The organism is Paenibacillus radicis (ex Xue et al. 2023) (genome assembly GCF_024722015.1).
GTDB lineage: Bacteria > Bacillota > Bacilli > Paenibacillales > NBRC-103111 > Paenibacillus_S.
The window spans coordinates 198,998-216,080 of record NZ_JANQBD010000002.1 but is presented as its reverse complement, the minus strand read 5'-3'; the positions used below and the strand labels follow the sequence as shown (position 1 = coordinate 216,080).

The window sequence follows — 17,083 nt, the reverse complement described above, 5'->3', positions numbered from 1 at the left end:
GGTGGATTATGTATAAAAAGCCACAATTCCCAAAGGATCCCGAGGTTCCAAATCTGACTCAGCAACAAATGAATGAATTAACAGAAATTGTTTTTCTCAAACAACAGGAGCCTGTTCCCTGTGATGCCATTTTTGTATTTGGTGGGACACATCCAGGTCATTGGGAAAAAACAATTGAGGCCTACCAGGCTGATCTTGGAAAAACCATTATTGTGTCAGGAGGAGTCAGTCCAACTGCCGTCAGACATCCTGAATGGGAAGAGGATTCTATACCGGAATCCCATGTGATCGTATCCAGAATCATTCAAGCTGGCATCCCGGAGAAGGATATAGTGTATGAGGATCGTTCAAGAAACACGCTTGAAAATGTAAAATTCGCAAAAGATGTGTTCGATTTTAACACTATAAAAAGCCTGCTGTTTATTTGCAAAGCACATGGGGCCGGCCGTCAATATCGTACTTTAGCCAAATATTTACCTCATGGTTTGGAGTTAGTACCGTATGTTTTTGATACGTCGTATAATAACGATTTGATAACAAGAAACAATTGGATGAACCTTGAAAAGGGCCGATCCCGTGTTTATGGAGAGTATTTAAGAATATGTAACTATGGTGATCGAGGGGATATACTAGCTCTAACTGAAAAAGTAGAAGGATTATAACCGGATATGGGTCAAGGGGGATTTTTAAAGGGATAGCGGCGATGAGCCTGGAGGATTTTGTACGGAACTGAGAGTTCCGCTATTCCGTCTGCCGCCTCTAATCTTAGGGTGATAGCGGAAGTGGGAATTCCGTTATGTTGGCCGAATGGAGCAATTATGAACAAAAACAGAGCAATAACGGAACTGGCTGTTCCCGTATCACTTGGATTTTTGGACTTTTCAGGCGATAAAGGAACAATTACTTCCGCATTGCCCTTCACTTACGTGAATGGAGTACTGGCGTGTTGTTTAATGTTATGTGTAGGTTATCTCTTCGCTAGAGTATAGTGAAGCTAACTGTACGTACATGGAACACTGTAGAGGAGTTCATGGCTTTCAATAACGGCTCGAAGACCGGTTTAGTGGAGTAAGGAAGCGGCGCAAAGCACGGAATAGAACGGTGTGGGGGGAGGAGCGTGAGCGTCCGCCCTGGTCGTCACCTCCGGTGACTGTTCGGGTATGCAACATACCTTTGAAGCGCGTGTTCCTCCCGCTTAAAGCATTCCATTCAAAAGAACACCACCAAGGATACCGTAAGGCATTTTTCTTAGCTAGACTCTAACAACAGTCTGAAGACCCGTTGACGGGTCTCTTTTTTTTGCCCATCATCCTGCACATAATGGCTGGACAAACGATTTTCGTCAAAGCTTCTGAATTAACATCATACCTTTAAACCTCTACAACAGACGGTAGTGTGATCCGGACCCTTACATTATATTAATATTCACTTTACACTGCATTAACCATTCTTACTTGGCACCAAGTTAGACTAGATCCATAGTTATAAAACCAAATAGACCATTACAGTGATATGAATAAAATTTAGGAGGTTCATCATGAAAGTTGAACTACATTGCCATACGAATTTATCCGATGGTTCTTTTACTTTTGATGAAATTATCCAATTGGCATTAAGAGAGAATGTTAGCCATCTAGCCATCACGAATCATGATACGACAAAGGATTTGGAAAATATGGTGATCACTGGCGGCAAATCCGGAGTGGAAATTATTCCCGGGATCGAAATTTCTGCCTATGATTTTAAAAGAAACACAAGAGTTCACATTCTAGGCTATTACATTGATCCGGGTAATCCGACAATTGAAGCCATATGCGGTCCGATCCTGGAGAGGCGACATCAAGGCTGCCTTACTATGGTGCATAAGCTGATAGAAGCCGGATATTCCATCACCTTAGAAGATGTGGAGAAGTTTGCCGTAGGGGGCACAGGTATTTACAAGCAGCACATTATGCATGCCCTGATCGAGCAAGGCTATACCACTACTATTTATGGAGATCTATATAAAAAGCTGTTTTCTAGAGGCCAAAACGGGGAGAATCCGGGAATTGCTTACATCCCAATGGAATATGTCGAAGCTAAGGCAGCCATTCATGCAGTTCTACAAGCAGGAGGAGTCCCGGTGCTCGCTCATCCAGGGCAATATGGGAATTTCGAAGCAGTACCGGAACTTGTGGAAAGCGGTCTTCAGGGAATCGAGGTATGGCATCCGCTGCATGAGCCAAAAGATGAAGCAATTGCACAGGAATACGCCTTGAAATATGACTTACTGATGACCGGAGGTTCCGATTTCCATGGCTTTTATGGAGAGAAAGAAGTTGAATTAGGCAGCAAGAGCCTAGGCTTAGAAATAGTGAAAGCCATTAAAGCACGGAAAGAAGCTATCGTTGGAAACTAATTACTTTTTTCTAAAAGGAGCTATTGGTCATGTACTCAATCCATCAGACTCACGCCAGCGTCAAACTTTCGGTTGAGCCGAGAATTCACGAAAGCAGTCACATTGAGAACAGCTTTGCCGGAGAATGGGCCTCTATCGGCCCGGGAAATTCGATAATCGAATCCCGAATCGGAAGCTACACGTACACGATGGATGAAGTGACGATCAACTATACGGAGGTGGGGAAGTTTACTTCCATTGCATCACATGTTTGCTTGAATCCTGTTAATCATCCGATGGACCGGGTGTCCCAGCATCACATGACATATCGCAGGACGATTTTCGGATTTGCCGATACTGATGATGATGATATTTTCAACTGGCGTCGCGAAAACCGTGTTACGGTCGGCCATGATGTCTGGATCGGGCACGGGGCTATCGTAATGAAAGGCGTCCGTATAGGAACAGGCGCTGTCATCGGCTCAGGTTCTGTTGTTACGAAGGATGTAGAACCCTACATGGTAGTCGCAGGGGTTCCTGCCAAACCGATCAAAACAAGGTTCCCCCGGGAGATTGTCGACAGCTTATTGCAAATGGCTTGGTGGGACTGGCCCCGCGAGCTGCTGGAGGAACGTTTCCTTGAATTAAACGATATCCAAAGCTTCATCAAAAAATATGGCTGATTCCAGAGTGGAGGCGGATCGAAATGTCGGAAGAGATCGATATCATGGATCACCTGATCGAAGAGATTCAACGGGGGAAGTATGACCCCGACGATAAATTGCCATCAGAAAATGAACTTGCCGACCTGTTCAGAGTCCCGCGGATGACTGCACGTAAAGCTTACGTAAGGCTTCAGGAGCTAGGTTACGTTTACTCCAAACAAGGAAAAGGCAGCTTTGTACAAGATAGACACCTACGTATTCCTTTGATCCTGTCCGGTCATGTGAGCTTCAGCCAAAAAATGATTGAACAGGGCTATGACTATCAATCAAAAAACATTTTTTGTGAACCTATCGATTATAATAACAAAATTTACCAATCCCTGGGAGCGGAAGAACAAGACAGAGTTTTTAAAGTGGGCAGATTGCGCATTATCGAAGGTCAAGCGATCGCCTTGCATATTTCTTATGTCGCAGAATCGATGTTCAGTGAAATAGAGCGGACCGGGAGAGGAATCACCTCGATGTTCGAGTTCTATAAGAGTCAAGGCTTTACCGAATTTCGATCCACACAAACGTTGTTAAGCGTGATATACCCTTCTAAATACGAAAGGGAGCTGCTTGCATGCTCCAGTCTGATTCCTCTGTTGGTCCTGGAGTCCGAATGTTTGGATAGTGCTTCAGGCAGGACACTGGAATACAGCAGGATTCTGTATCGAGCTGACTATTTCACCTATGTAATTTAACTTAATCTTAATATCCGCTGACTTGGCAACAAGGTAGAGTTGGTTTTGGGAATTGATCACTGGAGAAACGAGGCCCGGATATGAAGCGAAAACAAAGAACGGAAGTTTTGATTAACGGATCAAGTAAGATTGCTTCTGAGTTGTCTCAAGTCATAAAGAGTCAGTACGAAATCGAAATGATACAGGAGCCTAAGTACGGACTCGTGATGGTTCAAGTAAGAGAAACCGCGCAAAAAAGTCTGTTCTATCTGGGTGAGGTGCTAGTTACGGAATGTAAGGTCAAAATCGGGGGAGCTATGGGCGTCGGAATCATCAAAGGTGATGAACCGGATAGAGCTTACGACTTAGCCGTGGTCGATGCGGCGTATGGAGCCGATTTGAGTGAAACCGGGACATGGCAAGCCATCCTTCAATCAGAGGCCGACCGGATAGCTGCAGAGCGGAAAGCATTCCATCAGAAAGTATTGAGAACCAAAGTAAATTTTGAAACGATGGATACGGATTGAGAGGAGCGAACCTGATGAAGCTGGACCTGGTTCATGATATACAGACTGCTTATAGAAAATTGCTCGACTCGATGTCGAGACCGGGATGGATTACAGATCTTTCTGAGGAAGCGAACAACCTGGATACAGATACCATTTGTTTGCCGGCCAGCTTGCTGTTGGCTTTGATGCTGCTTGATACGGAAGTTAGCTTCAAGGTGGTTTCCGAACGTGAAGCGCAGGTGACCCATCTGTTCAACCAATTAACGTATGCCAAAACAGCGGAGACAGATCAGGCGGACTATATCTTTGTTCTAAGCGATTCAGCGCCCGGTGATTTAGCACATGCCCTGGAAACGGCGAAAATCGGAGACTTGATCGATCCTCATCACTCCGCAACACTTATCGTGGAGACGGATGGTATATCCAGTGATGCTGAGTTTAAATTAACCGGTCCGGGCATTAAGGATGCCGCCTTGGTTCAAGTGAAAACGAAGGATGATTGGATGGAGATTCGGGCCGAAAGAAACGCGGAGTATCCGTTAGGTCTGGATTTGATTTTCATCGATGCCGGTCATCGTCTCCTTTGTTTGCCGAGAACCACTCAGGTTAGAAAGGAGGAGCGGTAATGGGTTACGTAGCGGTAAAAGGCGGAACAACGGCTATTGAGGAATCGTTGAAACGAATTCAATACGAAAGAATAAAACAAAATACCGTGCTGGAAGTTAAAACGATTGAGGGTGGAATGAGAGGTCTTATCGACCAGGTCATGTCGGAGAGCAGCTTGTACAGCGAATCTCTCGCAGCTCTTGCCATCAAGCAGGCAGAGGGAAATCCGGAGGAAGCGGTCTTTTTGCTTAGAGCCTACAGATCCACGTTACCAAGAATGCACTATTCCAGAACCGTACATTCCGAGGAGATGCGGGTTGAACGAAGAATTTCTGCCAGCTTTAAAGATATACCTGGAGGACAAATTTTAGGTTCATCCAATGATTATTCCCATCGATTACTAGATTTTGACCTCATTGAAGAAACAGAAAAAGCGATAAGCGACTGGTTAAAGGCGTTTGAACTTGAGGATGAAGACGATCGGGATGCATCTAGTTCAGATGGCAATAACGATATTGATTTGGGCCGCTTGCCCAAGGTGCTGGATTACCTGAGGAATGAAGGACTCATCACCGATTGCCCTACGGACCCATCTGAGCCGGACGATGTCACCAGGAAGAGCTTGACTTTTCCCGCCAGCCGGAGCCAGAAGCTTCAAATTTTGACGAGAGGACAGACCGGAACTGTAACCTCCTTGGGTTATGCGGTCATTCGCGGTTACGGGATGGTTCATCCCACAGTAGGAGAGCTTCGTGTCGGCCAGATGCCAATCTATATCGACAACCCGTTATCACCCTCCGAGGACGGAGAGGATGCCTATTATATAGGTGAAATCAAAGTAACGGAAGTGGAAATGCTGGTCCCGGTAACCGTGGAAAAAGAAAAGGGCAGGGAAGAGCTTGAATTGGAATTCGGCTACGGGCTCTGCTACGGACAAAATGAAACCAAAGCCATTGCCATGAGCATTCTGGACAAAAGCTTGGAAAGAGGCGACAAATCCATTCCCACCCAAAATGAAGAATTCGTTCTCTATCATATCGACTCAGTAGAATCGACAGGGTTTATTTCTCACTTGAAAATGCCGCATTACGTCACCTTCCAATCGAAGCTGAACGATGTGCGCAAGACAAGGCAAGACCAACTCGAGGAAACTGAGGAGGAGTAACGCATATGCATATCCAATACAACTTTGCTTTTTTTGATGAAGGTTCCAAGAGGGAGATCCGCAGAGCGACGCTAAAAGCCATTTCCATTCCGGGATATCAAGTCCCGTTCGCATCCAGAGAGATGCCAATCGCCCGTGGATGGGGAACTGGTGGTCTTCAGCTCACCCTATCTTTGATCGGTAAAAAGGATAGGCTCAAAGTTATCGACCAAGGCTCGGATGAGTCGGTTAACGCAGTAAGCATCAAGAAGCTGATTCACAAAACAACGGATGTAGAAACCTTAGACGAAACGTCGGAAGCCACCCTCATTCAATCGAGACACCGTATACCTGAGGTTCCTCTGCAGCCTGGTCAAATTCTGGTACTACAGGTTCCGATGCCTGAGCCTTTGCGGATGTATGAATCGAGTGAGCTGGAAACCAAAAGGCTGCATGGAGAAAAAGATTACAGCGGTGCGTGGCTTATGCTGTTCGAACAAATTATGAAGTATCGCAATGTAGCGACCGGAGCCGACCATCCTGTAATGGTACATGAACGATATATCATGGCTCCAAGTCCCATACCCAAGTTCGATAATCCTAAGCTGGACAGCTCAGAGGCTTTGATTCTGTTAGGCGCCGGACGGGAGAAGAAAATTTATGCGGTGCCTCCTTACACCAAGGTCGTCTCCCTTTCATTTGATGATGTACCTTTTCAAGTCGAATCCTTCCCTAACCAAAAATGTAAACAATGCGGGGCACAGGATGTATTTATGGACGAGCTGTATGATCCGGAAGCCGAAGCCGCTTATTACCAGTGCAACGATACCAGCTACTGCTTGACCCGATTGAATCAGCAGTCTACCTAAGGGGGTGACATAAAGATGGGTGAATATTCAGCACCAATTCTGACCGTAAATAATTTGAATAAACACTTCGGAAGTGGCTGCGACCGATGCAGCAACGCGGAAGACCGTAAACTGGACAAAAACTACTGCCCTGCCTGCCACACCGTCTATTCATGTCAAAATATTAAGTTTGACCTGTATCCTGGAGAGGTGTTAGGAATCGTCGGTGAAAGCGGAAGCGGCAAATCCACTTTGATGCAATGCCTCTACTTTGATCAGGAAGTGAGCAGCGGCGAGGCCTACCTTCAACCCTATAAAGAGGGCGGAAGCAATTTGTTTGATGAATCCTCGCAACAAAAAAGATACATCCGGAATCACCTGATGGGCAAGGTGTATCAAAATCCGGTGCAGGGCCTAAGGATGAGGTTTTCCTCTATTGGCAACATTGCGGAGAAAATGATCGCAGCCGGGAACCGGAATGTAGGAGCGATGGAATCCAGAGCGAGTGAGCTGCTGAACCGGGTTCACATTCCCGTGTACCGAATGAAGGAAGCACCGAAGAATTTCTCCGGCGGCATGCAGCAGAGAGTCCAAATTGCCAAGGCGTTGTCCAACAATCCCCCGATTCTTTTACTGGATGAAGTGACTACGGGACTCGATTTATCGGTTCAAGCCAATGTACTCGATCTGATTAAGCATCTGCAGAAGGAATTGAAAATCAGCATGCTGTTAGTTTCTCATGATCTCGGTGTGATCCGTATGATGGCTGACCGGACGATGGTGATGCTGGATGGCCGAGTGGTAGAACATGGCTTGACCGATCAAATACTCGAGGATCCGCAGCATCGATATACACAGCAATTGGTTCATTCATTGCTCTAGAAGTACGGTGAACAATTGCCCGTTGCGATGGCGGATCATTCTTCCGATCACTGTTGTCCCCGAATTTCTTGAATGTATGACGCTTTAATGGTTGAAATTCGATGACAAAGGTGAACGCTGACGCTTCTCCAGAACGAGTCCGCCCTCTACACTACTTATTCACCGGAGTTCTAGTTCACTTATTCAATAGATGGAGGCTGTCCACATGTATCTAATAACCAATGGAATCATTATTACGGAAGAAACACTACTTGAAGGATTCGACCTCTTGGTGAAAGGGGACAGAATAGAGAAAATTGCCCGACGGGGTGAAATCATGCTGGATAGCAAGATGGAAGTGATCGATGCAGGCGGAGGGTACGTTTCCCCTGGATTCATCGATATTCATTCCGATTACATCGAGCATATGACTGCGCCGAGGCCAACCTCACTATTTGATTTTCGTCTCAGTCTGATTGAAACCGAGAAAGAACTGATTTCTCATGGTATCACGACTATGTTTCATTCATTGTCGATATTCAAGTCAGCCGACTATAAATACCGCCCTATCCGTGAACCGGAGAATGTTCAAAAATTAATTGATTTGATTGACCAAACCCATAAAAGCAAGCATTTGGTGCGGCACCGGTTTCACGCCAGATTTGAGATCGATAATCTCGATGAGACGGACAATTTGAAGCGCTATATTACAGAGGAAAAAGTCCACTTGATTTCATTCATGGATCACACACCAGGGCAAGGGCAATACAGGGATCTGGAGGTATACAAGAAGACAATCAGAGGCTATGACGATCTAACCGATGAAGGCATCGAACAGATTATCGCCAATCATCAAACGAAACCAATAATGACCATAGAGGGAATTAAGGAAATTGCGCAGATGGCCAAGGATCGAAACATTGCCATTGCTTCTCATGATGACGATTCGCTGGAAAAGCTGGATTTGGTTGAAAGCTTTGGTACAGCAATCAGTGAGTTCCCGATTACATTGGAAATTGCAAAGAAAGCAAAGGAGAAGGGATTATTCACCGTTGCCGGTGCGCCTAATGTAATTCTTGGCGGCTCACACAGCGGAAACCTCTCTGCAGCAGAAGCTGTTCAGCATGAATGCATTGATATTCTTTGCAGTGACTATTACCCGGCTGCAATGCTTCACGCGGTGTTTCAACTAGCAGGCCAGTGCGGGAAAAATCTGGCGGACATGTTCAAGCTGGTCACCCTTCATCCTGCGAAGGCGGTTAACATGGATGGAGAATTCGGCTCTATCAAGGAGGGGAAAAAGGCGGATATCCTCATTATTGAAAAGATTGAGCCGGATTTCCCTGTCATTACTGCAGTATGGGTAGATGGAAAGCTGATACAAAAAACGAATTACAGGATTTAATAAGGGGTGATTGCATGGAAAACATACTCTCAATAGAGCAATTAACCAAATCGTTTACATTGCACAATTTGAATAAACAGATCAGAGCCATCGATCAGGTAAACTTATTTCTTAAAGAAGGCGAATTCGTAGGAATTACCGGCAAAAGCGGCAGCGGTAAGTCTACCATATTGAAATGTATTTATCGCACTTACCTGCCGCAGTCCGGAAGTATCTGGTATAACTCTCAAAGATTCGGACGGATTGATCTGGCGACAGCTTCCGAGATAGCCATCATTGAATTACGCAAGTACGAAATCGGTTATGTGTCGCAGTTTTTGAACGTCATGCCTCGAACGACGGCCCGGGAACTGGTCAAAGAAGCTATCGAGGAGACAGGCCATGATTCGGAATCAGCCGATTTAAAAACAATCAGGATGCTGGAGCATTTTGAACTTGACAGCAGCTTGTGGGATAGCTACCCTGCTACCTTCTCAGGCGGTGAAAAGCTTCGCTTAAACATTGCAAGAGCGATGGTCAAGCGGCCAAGACTACTGCTATTGGATGAACCGACGGCGAGTCTGGATGAAGCTTCCAAGAGTAAGGTTAAGGTTCTGATCCAGCAGTTGATGAACGAAGGAACCACTATGCTGGGAATATTTCATGATCTTGAGTTCATGCAAAATTTATGCAACCGGGAATACAACATAAAGGATGGCAGCTTTTTATTGACTGAAAAACAAAAAAACCATACAAGAAATTAAAGCTGCATTAACAATCCGTTGATATATGGCATGTACACTAAGTAAGGTTATTGAATATTTTTGAAAATTCGGGAGGAGTTTGAAAATGAAAAAGTTAATGGCTCTTGCAATTTCCTTATCCCTCACAGCAGTAATGGCAGGTTGCGGTTCAAAAGCGGCGGATTCTCAGAACGCAGCTGCACCTGTAAAAACGAAGGACACTCTTACAATGGTATGGTACCCTAACGAATCGGGTGCGGATTTGAAAGATACGCGGGAAGAGCTGGCCAAAGTAATTGAAACGGCAACGGGAAAGAAAGTCCAGCATAAGACAACAACGGATTATATCATTGCTATCGAGGCTATTGCCAACGGCACTGCGGACGTAGCTTTTATGGGACCTCAAGGATATATTGAAGCGAATGCGAAGAATAAGAAGGTTCAACCGATGGTTGTGCCAAGTGGAGCCTCAGGTACACTGGACGACGCCGTCTATTTCAGCTGGTTAAACGTTAGAAAAGGGGAAGAGGAGCCTTATAAAAACGGAAGCGGTTTTGCTATTGACAATATTGCCGGCAAAAAATTCTCCTTCGTGTCCAACAGCTCCACTTCAGGATTTAAAGTGCCGTCTGCCGGAATTGTAAGTTATTTCAGCAAAAAGGATAAATACAAAAGCTTGACTGCCGATGATCTGCTTCAAGGCGGTAAGGACAAGTTCTTCAGCGAGGTTCTTTACGGAGGTTCACACCAAGGCTCCGGGGTTAACTTGCTGACGAATAAGGCGGACGTCGCAGCATTCTGCGACACTTGTGTAGCTAACTATGTTGAATTGTCGTCCGGTAGCGCAAACAAGCCAGGTGCGGTTTACAAAGTGAAACAGGGCGCTGCTGAGCCGTTTAATACATTGGTGGGCAAAGAATTCACCTTAATCTCCGTTACACCGGTTCTTAATTCTCCATTTGCAGTCAACACAGGTACGATTAGCGCCGAAGATCTGAAGAAGATGAAGGATGCCTTCCTTTCCGATGCAGTGACCAAAAATCCTAAGATTTTCTTGCCGAAGGATTCCAAGGATTCCGGTTTGTTCAAGTTAAGTACCGGCAAAGAACATTTCCTTGCAGTAGAAGATGCATGGTTCAACCCTGTTAGAGAATTGTCGAAATGATGCTCCAAGTCTTTTTCCACAAATTAAACTATGGGAGTTAACCATGACAACGTTATTGGAATTCAAGCAGGTATCGAAGCAATACGGTGCAGATACAAGAGCGTTATCAAATATTAACTTCGCTGTTAAAGAAGGGGAGTTCGTCTCGATCATCGGTCCTTCGGGAGCGGGGAAATCGACTCTCCTTCGCTGTATTAACCGTATGATTGACGCGAGCAGCGGAGAAATCTTTTTTGATGGCGCCAACGTTTTGGGGTATAGAAAAAAGGAATTAAAGAGGCTGAGAACTCGAATCGGCATGATTTTTCAACACTATAATCTGGTCAACCGCCTGAGCGTCATAGAGAATGTCCTTCATGGCCGGCTCGGCTACAAATCTACCGTTGCAGGTGTGTTAGGATTATACACGGAAGAAGAGAAGAGACAGGCTTATACCGTCTTGAAAACCCTTGGCTTGGAGGAACAAATGTACAAGCGTTGCGACCAGCTAAGCGGCGGACAAAAACAACGAGTAGGGATAGCCCGAGCCTTGGTTCAGGACCCCAAAATGCTGCTCTGCGATGAGCCGATCGCTTCTCTGGATCCGAACGCATCCAAAATCATTATGGATCACCTGAGAAATATTTCGTCCACGATGGGAATTACAGTTGTCATCAATCTGCATCAGGTGGATGTGGCGCTGAAATACGCCGATCGAATCATAGGTGTTAATAGTGGCAGTATTGTGTACGATGGTACCCCTGAAGGCATCCATTCAGAGCAGCTTCGCAAAATTTATGGCTCCGAACTGGATGAACTTTTAGTGGACCAGGGAGGGAAATATGCAGGTTAATTTCTTTGCCGTTAAAAGAAGAAATTCCTTCCTCTACTGTGCCTTATTGATCCTATTGACAATATCCGCAATCATCATTACGGAATATGACGTAGTTAAGGGCTTTACATCCATACCGAAAGCTATAGAATGGGCCTCTGCGAACTTTTATCCGAATGAAAAAGCCTTGAAAAAGCTTCCCGTTATCTTCGACACGCTGATTGAAACTGTATTGATATCGATTGCCGCAACCACCGTATCTGCCGTGTTTGCCTTATTGTTTGCTATCTTTGGTTCTAAAACGACAGGAGTCGGCGGAGTGCTGAGCCAATTAAGCAGAGCAATCGCTACTTTGTTTCGTAATATTGATGTTGCTGCATGGTCCATGATTCTGTTGTTCTCCTTCGGCCAAAGCGTTATGACAGGGTATTTCGCTCTCTTTTTTGGATCTTTTGGATTTCTTACACGTGCGTTTACGGAAGCAATCGATGAGGTGAGCAACAGCTCAGTGGAAGCACTAAGAGCGACAGGAGCCGGTTATTTCTCCATTATTTTTCAATCGGTGATCCCGTCGAGTATTCCTCAGCTTCTAAGCTGGATGCTGTTTATGGTGGAAACGAATATTCGTCATGCTACCATAGTAGGAATTTTGACTGGGACGGGAATTGGATTTTTGTTCAACCTGTATTATAAAAGTCTTAATTATAGCTCGGCGAGCTTGGTAGTGATCGTCATCGTTGCCGCTATTTTATTGATTGAATCTATTTCAAATTATGTTAGGAGAGTGATTTTGTAGATGGGACTTGATGAATCCGTCAGAGCGGTTTATGACAGAGCCGGCAACAAAATCGAACCGATTCCTGGCAAAATTAAGGCTAAGCCTTTCAATAAAGCGTCTTTCGTTATAAAGTTCACTTTATTCACACTTATGGCGTTGACTGTATACGGTTTCAGCACATTCGATTATAAGGGTATTCATGTATTCGAAGCGATCTATTCGACGGCCGTTTCTGTCAAAACCATGTTTTTTGAACCACATTTTCAACATTTTACATTTACCGAAGCACTTAAGCAGATAATAATAACACTCGGCCTTGCATTTTTAACTACTTTGTTCGGTGCGATCATCGCTTTGCTTCTAGGGTTGCTGGCGGCACGTAATCTGTCCACAAATTCCGTCTCCGCATTTATCAAAGGCGGATGTGCTTTTATCAGAGCGGTTCCTACAGTGTTATGGGTTTTAATATTTGCCGTATCTGCGGGTTTGGGAAGCGTAGCGGCTGTCATCGGCATGACGTTTCACTCGGTCAGTTACTTGGTTAAAGCTTACTCAGAATCATTTGAAGAACTGGATAAGGGTGTTATCGAAGCATTAAAGGCGAGCGGAGCTAATTGGTGGCAGATTGTGTTTCAGGCAGTTATCCCTTCCTCTATCACTTATCTGGTTTCATGGACTTTCATGAGGTTTGAGATCAATTTTGCCGTGGCGGTTGCCATGGGAGCAGCGGCCGGGGCAGGCGGGATTGGTTTTGATATGTTTATGGCAAGCGCATTTTATTACGATTTGAGGGAAATTGGGAGCATTACGTATTTCATCCTTGCGTTTGCCATTCTGTTAGAAATCTTGGCTACCCGTATTAAAAGAAAACTTAGAGTTAATGTGTAAGCAGGATGAACCGACCAATTGCTGGATTATGGATTCAACTATTGATAGGGCAGGCGAATGATTGTATTCGACCTGTTCTTTTCTATTTATGAGAAAAATGTCTTTTTATCTATGGGCAGGATTATTCGACTATAATAAAATATTCTCAGGTTATCTTTGAATATTTTGATATTTTCGATAGTGACAGGCATTTTGAATGGATTTGAGGGATAAAACCATGAGGGGTCGGAATGAAATCAAACTAACTGCCCATAAACTGATGGAACTCCATGTTGAGGCGCTGTTTACGCATGACCAGAATATGAGACTTCGTACGATAAACGAGCCTTGGCCGGGAAAGGACCCTGCTCCCCGATTTTTCTTGGGGCGGACTATAGAAGGAACGGCTTTCTGCCGGTTCCGGTATGATGTCCCGGAGATACTTATCGAAAAGCTGGAGAAATTAGGCGTCGATGAACCCATCGTTAGCGATTTTCAGACAAAACCAAAACATTTTGAAACCTATATGAAACTCCTCCAAGGGGAAAGGTTTACGATGGGACCTTGTTTTATTGTTCCTACAGAAGCAGCACAGACTATGAAGACAGTCAGCATCACGAGGGACAATATGACGGAATTTTTACGCAGGGGTTTGAATGGCTGACTTCAGAAATAGACTACGTCCAGCCCTGTATAGCGCTAGTGTGCGAAGGTCGAGCTGTCTCCATCTGCCGCAGTGTTCGTATTACATCCAGGGCACACGAAGCAGGGCTTGAGACCTTGGACATGTTTCGTGGGAAAGGGTATGCTGCAGCCGTTGTTGCCGGATGGGCAATGGCGGTACGTAAGCTGGAGTGTGTCCCGTTATACAGTACTTTGTGGGGAAATCTTACCTCCCAAAGTGTGGCGAGAAAATCAGCCTTATCCTTATACGGAGTGAATTTTACAGTGACTTGATCCACATTATGTGTAAATATACCAATAAATGTAATGATGAAAGTCGTTACTAAGTCATTAGCGTCTACATGCCTGCAGTAACTAGTTTAGAAATTATGGAATTGATAACATTATCAATGCAACAACCAATAACTGAAATGAAGGGAGGCAAATTGGAATGGAGCTGTTACGTAAACGTTTGATAATGGGAGTTTTGGCATTAACACTGGCAACCGGAGTAGGACTTTCCTCAGCCCCAAGCAAAGCAGATGCCATGTCAGCAATTTTTCCGCCATGTGATACTTTTATGGATTGTGTCTATACAGCAAGCTGGTACTATTTCTATCGGTAACTAAATCGCATTTATGTATAATTGTCAAAGAGTCTCGTATTCACGAGACTCTTTGTTTTGAACAATTTAATCAAAGCCATTTGCCAGTTCAGTCAAGATCCTTTTCCACTTCCATGTACTGTGCAATTGAGAAAATACATAAATATGAGGAAGAAGGTAGAGTACCCTAAGTAATAGGAAAAGGAGCAGATCAGGCATGAATGTGGTTATTGTCGATAATGAGGCTCTTAAAGAGAAGATAGAGGATCTATTGTACACTGAGATGTGGGAGCCATACGGAATGGGTAGAGATATGAGACAAGCTCTCGCCATGTCGGGAGAGGAAGTAAATTTCGCGTATCTGGAGGGTGAGGACGTCGTTGGAGCCATGGTTTTGATAGTGAACGGTACAACAGCGGAAATCCGATTTGCCGCGGTCGCTTCACATTTTCGGAAGCGGGGCATCGGACGCCGGCTATGGGAAGGAATTGTTACGTACATCACCCACCAAACGAATATTTCGACGGTTGAGCTGCATTCCAGGAATATAGCGATCCATTTTTGGAGCAGCCTCGGCTTTAAGGAAGATTCACCATGGTTGGATCATAAGCTGTATGAGCCGCATGGGATCCGTTTTAAAATAATGAAGTATAACTTCTCCATACAGGGTGAAAACATATAGAAACATTATTTCTTTTGAAATAACTGTAGATTAATGGTTAATGGAAAAAGTATGGAGAAGCTTGCTTCACTGCGGCTTCTTTTTTATTTTAATTGAAAAGTAGAATCACGTGGTGTTAGCATGTCTCTATTATTACATTGAATATCCATTATTAATCTCAGATGAATTATGAAGTGAAAGTGTGGAATTGAATTAATATCATTAATTATTAATGAGGCTAATTTAATATCCAAAGATCACTAAACTCCAACGGCATTCTTGAAAATAGAATCACCGCCGACATTAGACCATGGTAGGGGCAGGCGGATCTTCAAATTTGACCTTTTTCAAATGGGTTGATTAATGGATACCCTTTGCTCCATCTGTCTTCTTTGTCAAAAGTCCGAGTTGTAGACTGGAAAAAACAACCGCCACCCCTACCAGAAACGCTGTAAATCCTATAAGCAACGTCAGTCCCCCGTAAAAATAAAGCAAGCTTCCAAGCATTGGCGCTGTAGCCATACCCAAATAACGTACAAAATTGTAGACTCCAATAGCCGTAGCACGCTCCTTCACGAATTCTACCGCTAATAGTGTAGGCAGTGCTGACATCGTTAGTCCACAAAAGAAACCTATGATGCCAAGTGTGATCAGAAGTACAAGCAAGGACATCTGGACGGCAATAATGAACAAGATTAAGCTGACGATAACAAACGAAAAAGTCAGAATTAAACTTTTGGACGAACCGATCCTTGCCTGTAATTTTCCGCTGAGTTTACTGCCAACAAGGCTGAAAGCCATAAGCAGCATTGAAGCAAGACCAATCTGTGCGACTGATAAATGGTATCGGGCTTCGAGGATGACAGGTAGGAATACGATCAACGTATAAAAGACATCGTATAAAACAAAGCCCGTAAATAGCACAGCAGAGCCGGTTCTATTTTTGAAAATTCGTGCAAAAGACCCGAGATCGAGACGATTACTCTGCACGTTGACCGGTTGAGTCTCCGGCAAAACAAGAATGACTACCAACAGCATAATGAATGCCGTGACAGCCAGAAATCCAAATGCACCTGAATAACCGGCAACGCTACCAATCGCACCACCGATTAGCGGGCCAACAGCGGGTGCAATCCCCAATATCATCTGATATGTCGCCATTGCTTCGGCGCGTTCTTTTCCTTCAAATAAATCACCGATCATGGTTGCTGCTACCAGCGGAACTGCAGCTGCTCCAATGCCTTGAAACAATCGGAAAATTAAAAGCATTTCTATGGAAAAGGACAAACTGCAACCGAGTGTAGCCAAAACATAAATAATCATCCCGGGTAGGAGAATTTTTTTGCGCCCATTTCGGTCAATTAAGGGACCGTAAACAATCTGAAGGACTGCAAGAGCGACAGTGAAGAGGGTAACACTGAGATTTACCATATACAAGGACGTATGCAGGTCCTTTTGAATCTCCGGCATGAGTGGAACATACAGGTTTTGCGCAAAAGATACGATTGCTGCACAGAATCCCAGTGCATACAAAATTTTTCGATTATTCATAAAATCAGACTCCTTATTTTATTATTGACTTATTGTCAGTCAGTATATAAAATGAAGTATAATTTACTGACTACCTCTCAGTCAATAAATATATTATAATATAAGAAATGGAGTGAAAAATGGA

General features: G+C 44.4%; 20 protein-coding genes. 19 read left to right on the top strand and 1 reads right to left on the bottom strand.

The genetic code is table 11. The features are described from left to right. Window positions 1-8: 8 nt before the first annotated feature. The 19 genes from NV381_RS03650 to NV381_RS03560 all read left to right on the top strand — a co-directional run bounded on the left by NV381_RS03650 (window position 9) and on the right by NV381_RS03560 (window position 15,429). On the top strand, window positions 9-662 hold the full coding sequence (locus NV381_RS03650; RefSeq protein ID WP_258211911.1) for a YdcF family protein: 654 nt from the start codon (window positions 9-11) through the stop codon (window positions 660-662). Window positions 663-1,537: 875 nt separating this feature from the next. After that, window positions 1,538-2,398, top strand: a complete 861-nt coding sequence (locus NV381_RS03645) for a PHP domain-containing protein (RefSeq protein WP_258211910.1) — start codon at window positions 1,538-1,540, stop codon at window positions 2,396-2,398. A 29-nt stretch (window positions 2,399-2,427) separates the two neighbouring features. Further along, window positions 2,428-3,060 carry a DapH/DapD/GlmU-related protein gene (locus NV381_RS03640; protein ID WP_258211909.1) on the top strand — a complete coding sequence of 211 codons (633 nt, stop codon included), beginning with the start codon at window positions 2,428-2,430 and terminating at the stop codon, window positions 3,058-3,060. 23 nt (window positions 3,061-3,083) lie between these two features. Continuing rightward, window positions 3,084-3,785 carry a GntR family transcriptional regulator gene (locus tag NV381_RS03635; protein ID WP_258211908.1) on the top strand — a complete coding sequence of 234 codons (702 nt, stop codon included), beginning with the start codon at window positions 3,084-3,086 and terminating at the stop codon, window positions 3,783-3,785. Window positions 3,786-3,865: 80 nt separating this feature from the next. Beyond that, window positions 3,866-4,291, top strand: coding sequence for a phosphonate C-P lyase system protein PhnG (gene phnG, locus NV381_RS03630; protein ID WP_258211907.1), 426 nt, complete (start codon window positions 3,866-3,868; stop codon window positions 4,289-4,291). Between the two features lie 14 nt (window positions 4,292-4,305). After that, window positions 4,306-4,899 carry a phosphonate C-P lyase system protein PhnH gene (gene phnH / locus NV381_RS03625; protein WP_258211906.1) on the top strand — a complete coding sequence of 198 codons (594 nt, stop codon included), beginning with the start codon at window positions 4,306-4,308 and terminating at the stop codon, window positions 4,897-4,899. Next, a complete protein-coding gene (locus NV381_RS03620) occupies window positions 4,899-6,044 on the top strand; it encodes a carbon-phosphorus lyase complex subunit PhnI (protein WP_258211905.1) in 1,146 nt (381 codons plus the stop codon). Before phnH ends, NV381_RS03620 begins: the two co-directional genes overlap by 1 nt. A 5-nt stretch (window positions 6,045-6,049) precedes the next feature. Next, window positions 6,050-6,892 carry an alpha-D-ribose 1-methylphosphonate 5-phosphate C-P-lyase PhnJ gene (locus NV381_RS03615; protein ID WP_258211904.1) on the top strand — a complete coding sequence of 281 codons (843 nt, stop codon included), beginning with the start codon at window positions 6,050-6,052 and terminating at the stop codon, window positions 6,890-6,892. Window positions 6,893-6,907: 15 nt separating this feature from the next. Then, entirely contained in the window at window positions 6,908-7,753 is an 846-nt protein-coding gene (locus NV381_RS03610; protein ID WP_258211903.1) for an ATP-binding cassette domain-containing protein, read from the top strand. 205 nt (window positions 7,754-7,958) lie between these two features. Beyond that, the gene (gene phnM / locus NV381_RS03605; RefSeq protein WP_258211902.1) at window positions 7,959-9,137 is read left to right on the top strand and encodes a phosphonate metabolism protein PhnM; all 1,179 of its coding nucleotides are present in this window, start codon (window positions 7,959-7,961) and stop codon (window positions 9,135-9,137) included. Window positions 9,138-9,151: 14 nt separating this feature from the next. Continuing rightward, window positions 9,152-9,880: a phosphonate C-P lyase system protein PhnL gene (locus NV381_RS03600; RefSeq protein ID WP_258211901.1), complete on the top strand. Its 729-nt coding sequence runs from the start codon at window positions 9,152-9,154 to the stop codon at window positions 9,878-9,880. Between the two features lie 85 nt (window positions 9,881-9,965). Then, the gene (locus NV381_RS03595) at window positions 9,966-11,024 is read left to right on the top strand and encodes a PhnD/SsuA/transferrin family substrate-binding protein (protein ID WP_258211900.1); all 1,059 of its coding nucleotides are present in this window, start codon (window positions 9,966-9,968) and stop codon (window positions 11,022-11,024) included. A 43-nt stretch (window positions 11,025-11,067) separates the two neighbouring features. Beyond that, window positions 11,068-11,856: a phosphonate ABC transporter ATP-binding protein gene (gene phnC / locus NV381_RS03590; RefSeq protein WP_258211899.1), complete on the top strand. Its 789-nt coding sequence runs from the start codon at window positions 11,068-11,070 to the stop codon at window positions 11,854-11,856. Beyond that, entirely contained in the window at window positions 11,846-12,631 is a 786-nt protein-coding gene (locus NV381_RS03585; protein WP_258211898.1) for a PhnE/PtxC family ABC transporter permease, read from the top strand. Before phnC ends, NV381_RS03585 begins: the two co-directional genes overlap by 11 nt. Beyond that, window positions 12,632-13,501, top strand: coding sequence for a PhnE/PtxC family ABC transporter permease (locus tag NV381_RS03580; protein WP_258211897.1), 870 nt, complete (start codon window positions 12,632-12,634; stop codon window positions 13,499-13,501). Window positions 13,502-13,718: 217 nt separating this feature from the next. Then, complete coding sequence (locus NV381_RS03575) at window positions 13,719-14,144, top strand: hypothetical protein (protein ID WP_258211896.1); 426 nt, start codon at window positions 13,719-13,721, stop codon at window positions 14,142-14,144. Window positions 14,145-14,260: 116 nt separating this feature from the next. Then, complete coding sequence (locus NV381_RS03570) at window positions 14,261-14,437, top strand: hypothetical protein (RefSeq protein ID WP_258211895.1); 177 nt, start codon at window positions 14,261-14,263, stop codon at window positions 14,435-14,437. Window positions 14,438-14,594: 157 nt separating this feature from the next. Beyond that, window positions 14,595-14,768, top strand: a complete 174-nt coding sequence (locus NV381_RS03565) for a hypothetical protein (RefSeq protein WP_258211894.1) — start codon at window positions 14,595-14,597, stop codon at window positions 14,766-14,768. Window positions 14,769-14,964: 196 nt separating this feature from the next. Beyond that, complete coding sequence (locus NV381_RS03560) at window positions 14,965-15,429, top strand: GNAT family N-acetyltransferase (protein WP_258211893.1); 465 nt, start codon at window positions 14,965-14,967, stop codon at window positions 15,427-15,429. Window positions 15,430-15,768: 339 nt separating this feature from the next. On the opposite strand, the gene NV381_RS03555 is transcribed toward NV381_RS03560, so the two are convergent. Beyond that, entirely contained in the window at window positions 15,769-16,959 is a 1,191-nt protein-coding gene (locus tag NV381_RS03555) for an MFS transporter (RefSeq protein WP_258211892.1), read from the bottom strand. Window positions 16,960-17,083: the final 124 nt, after the last annotated feature.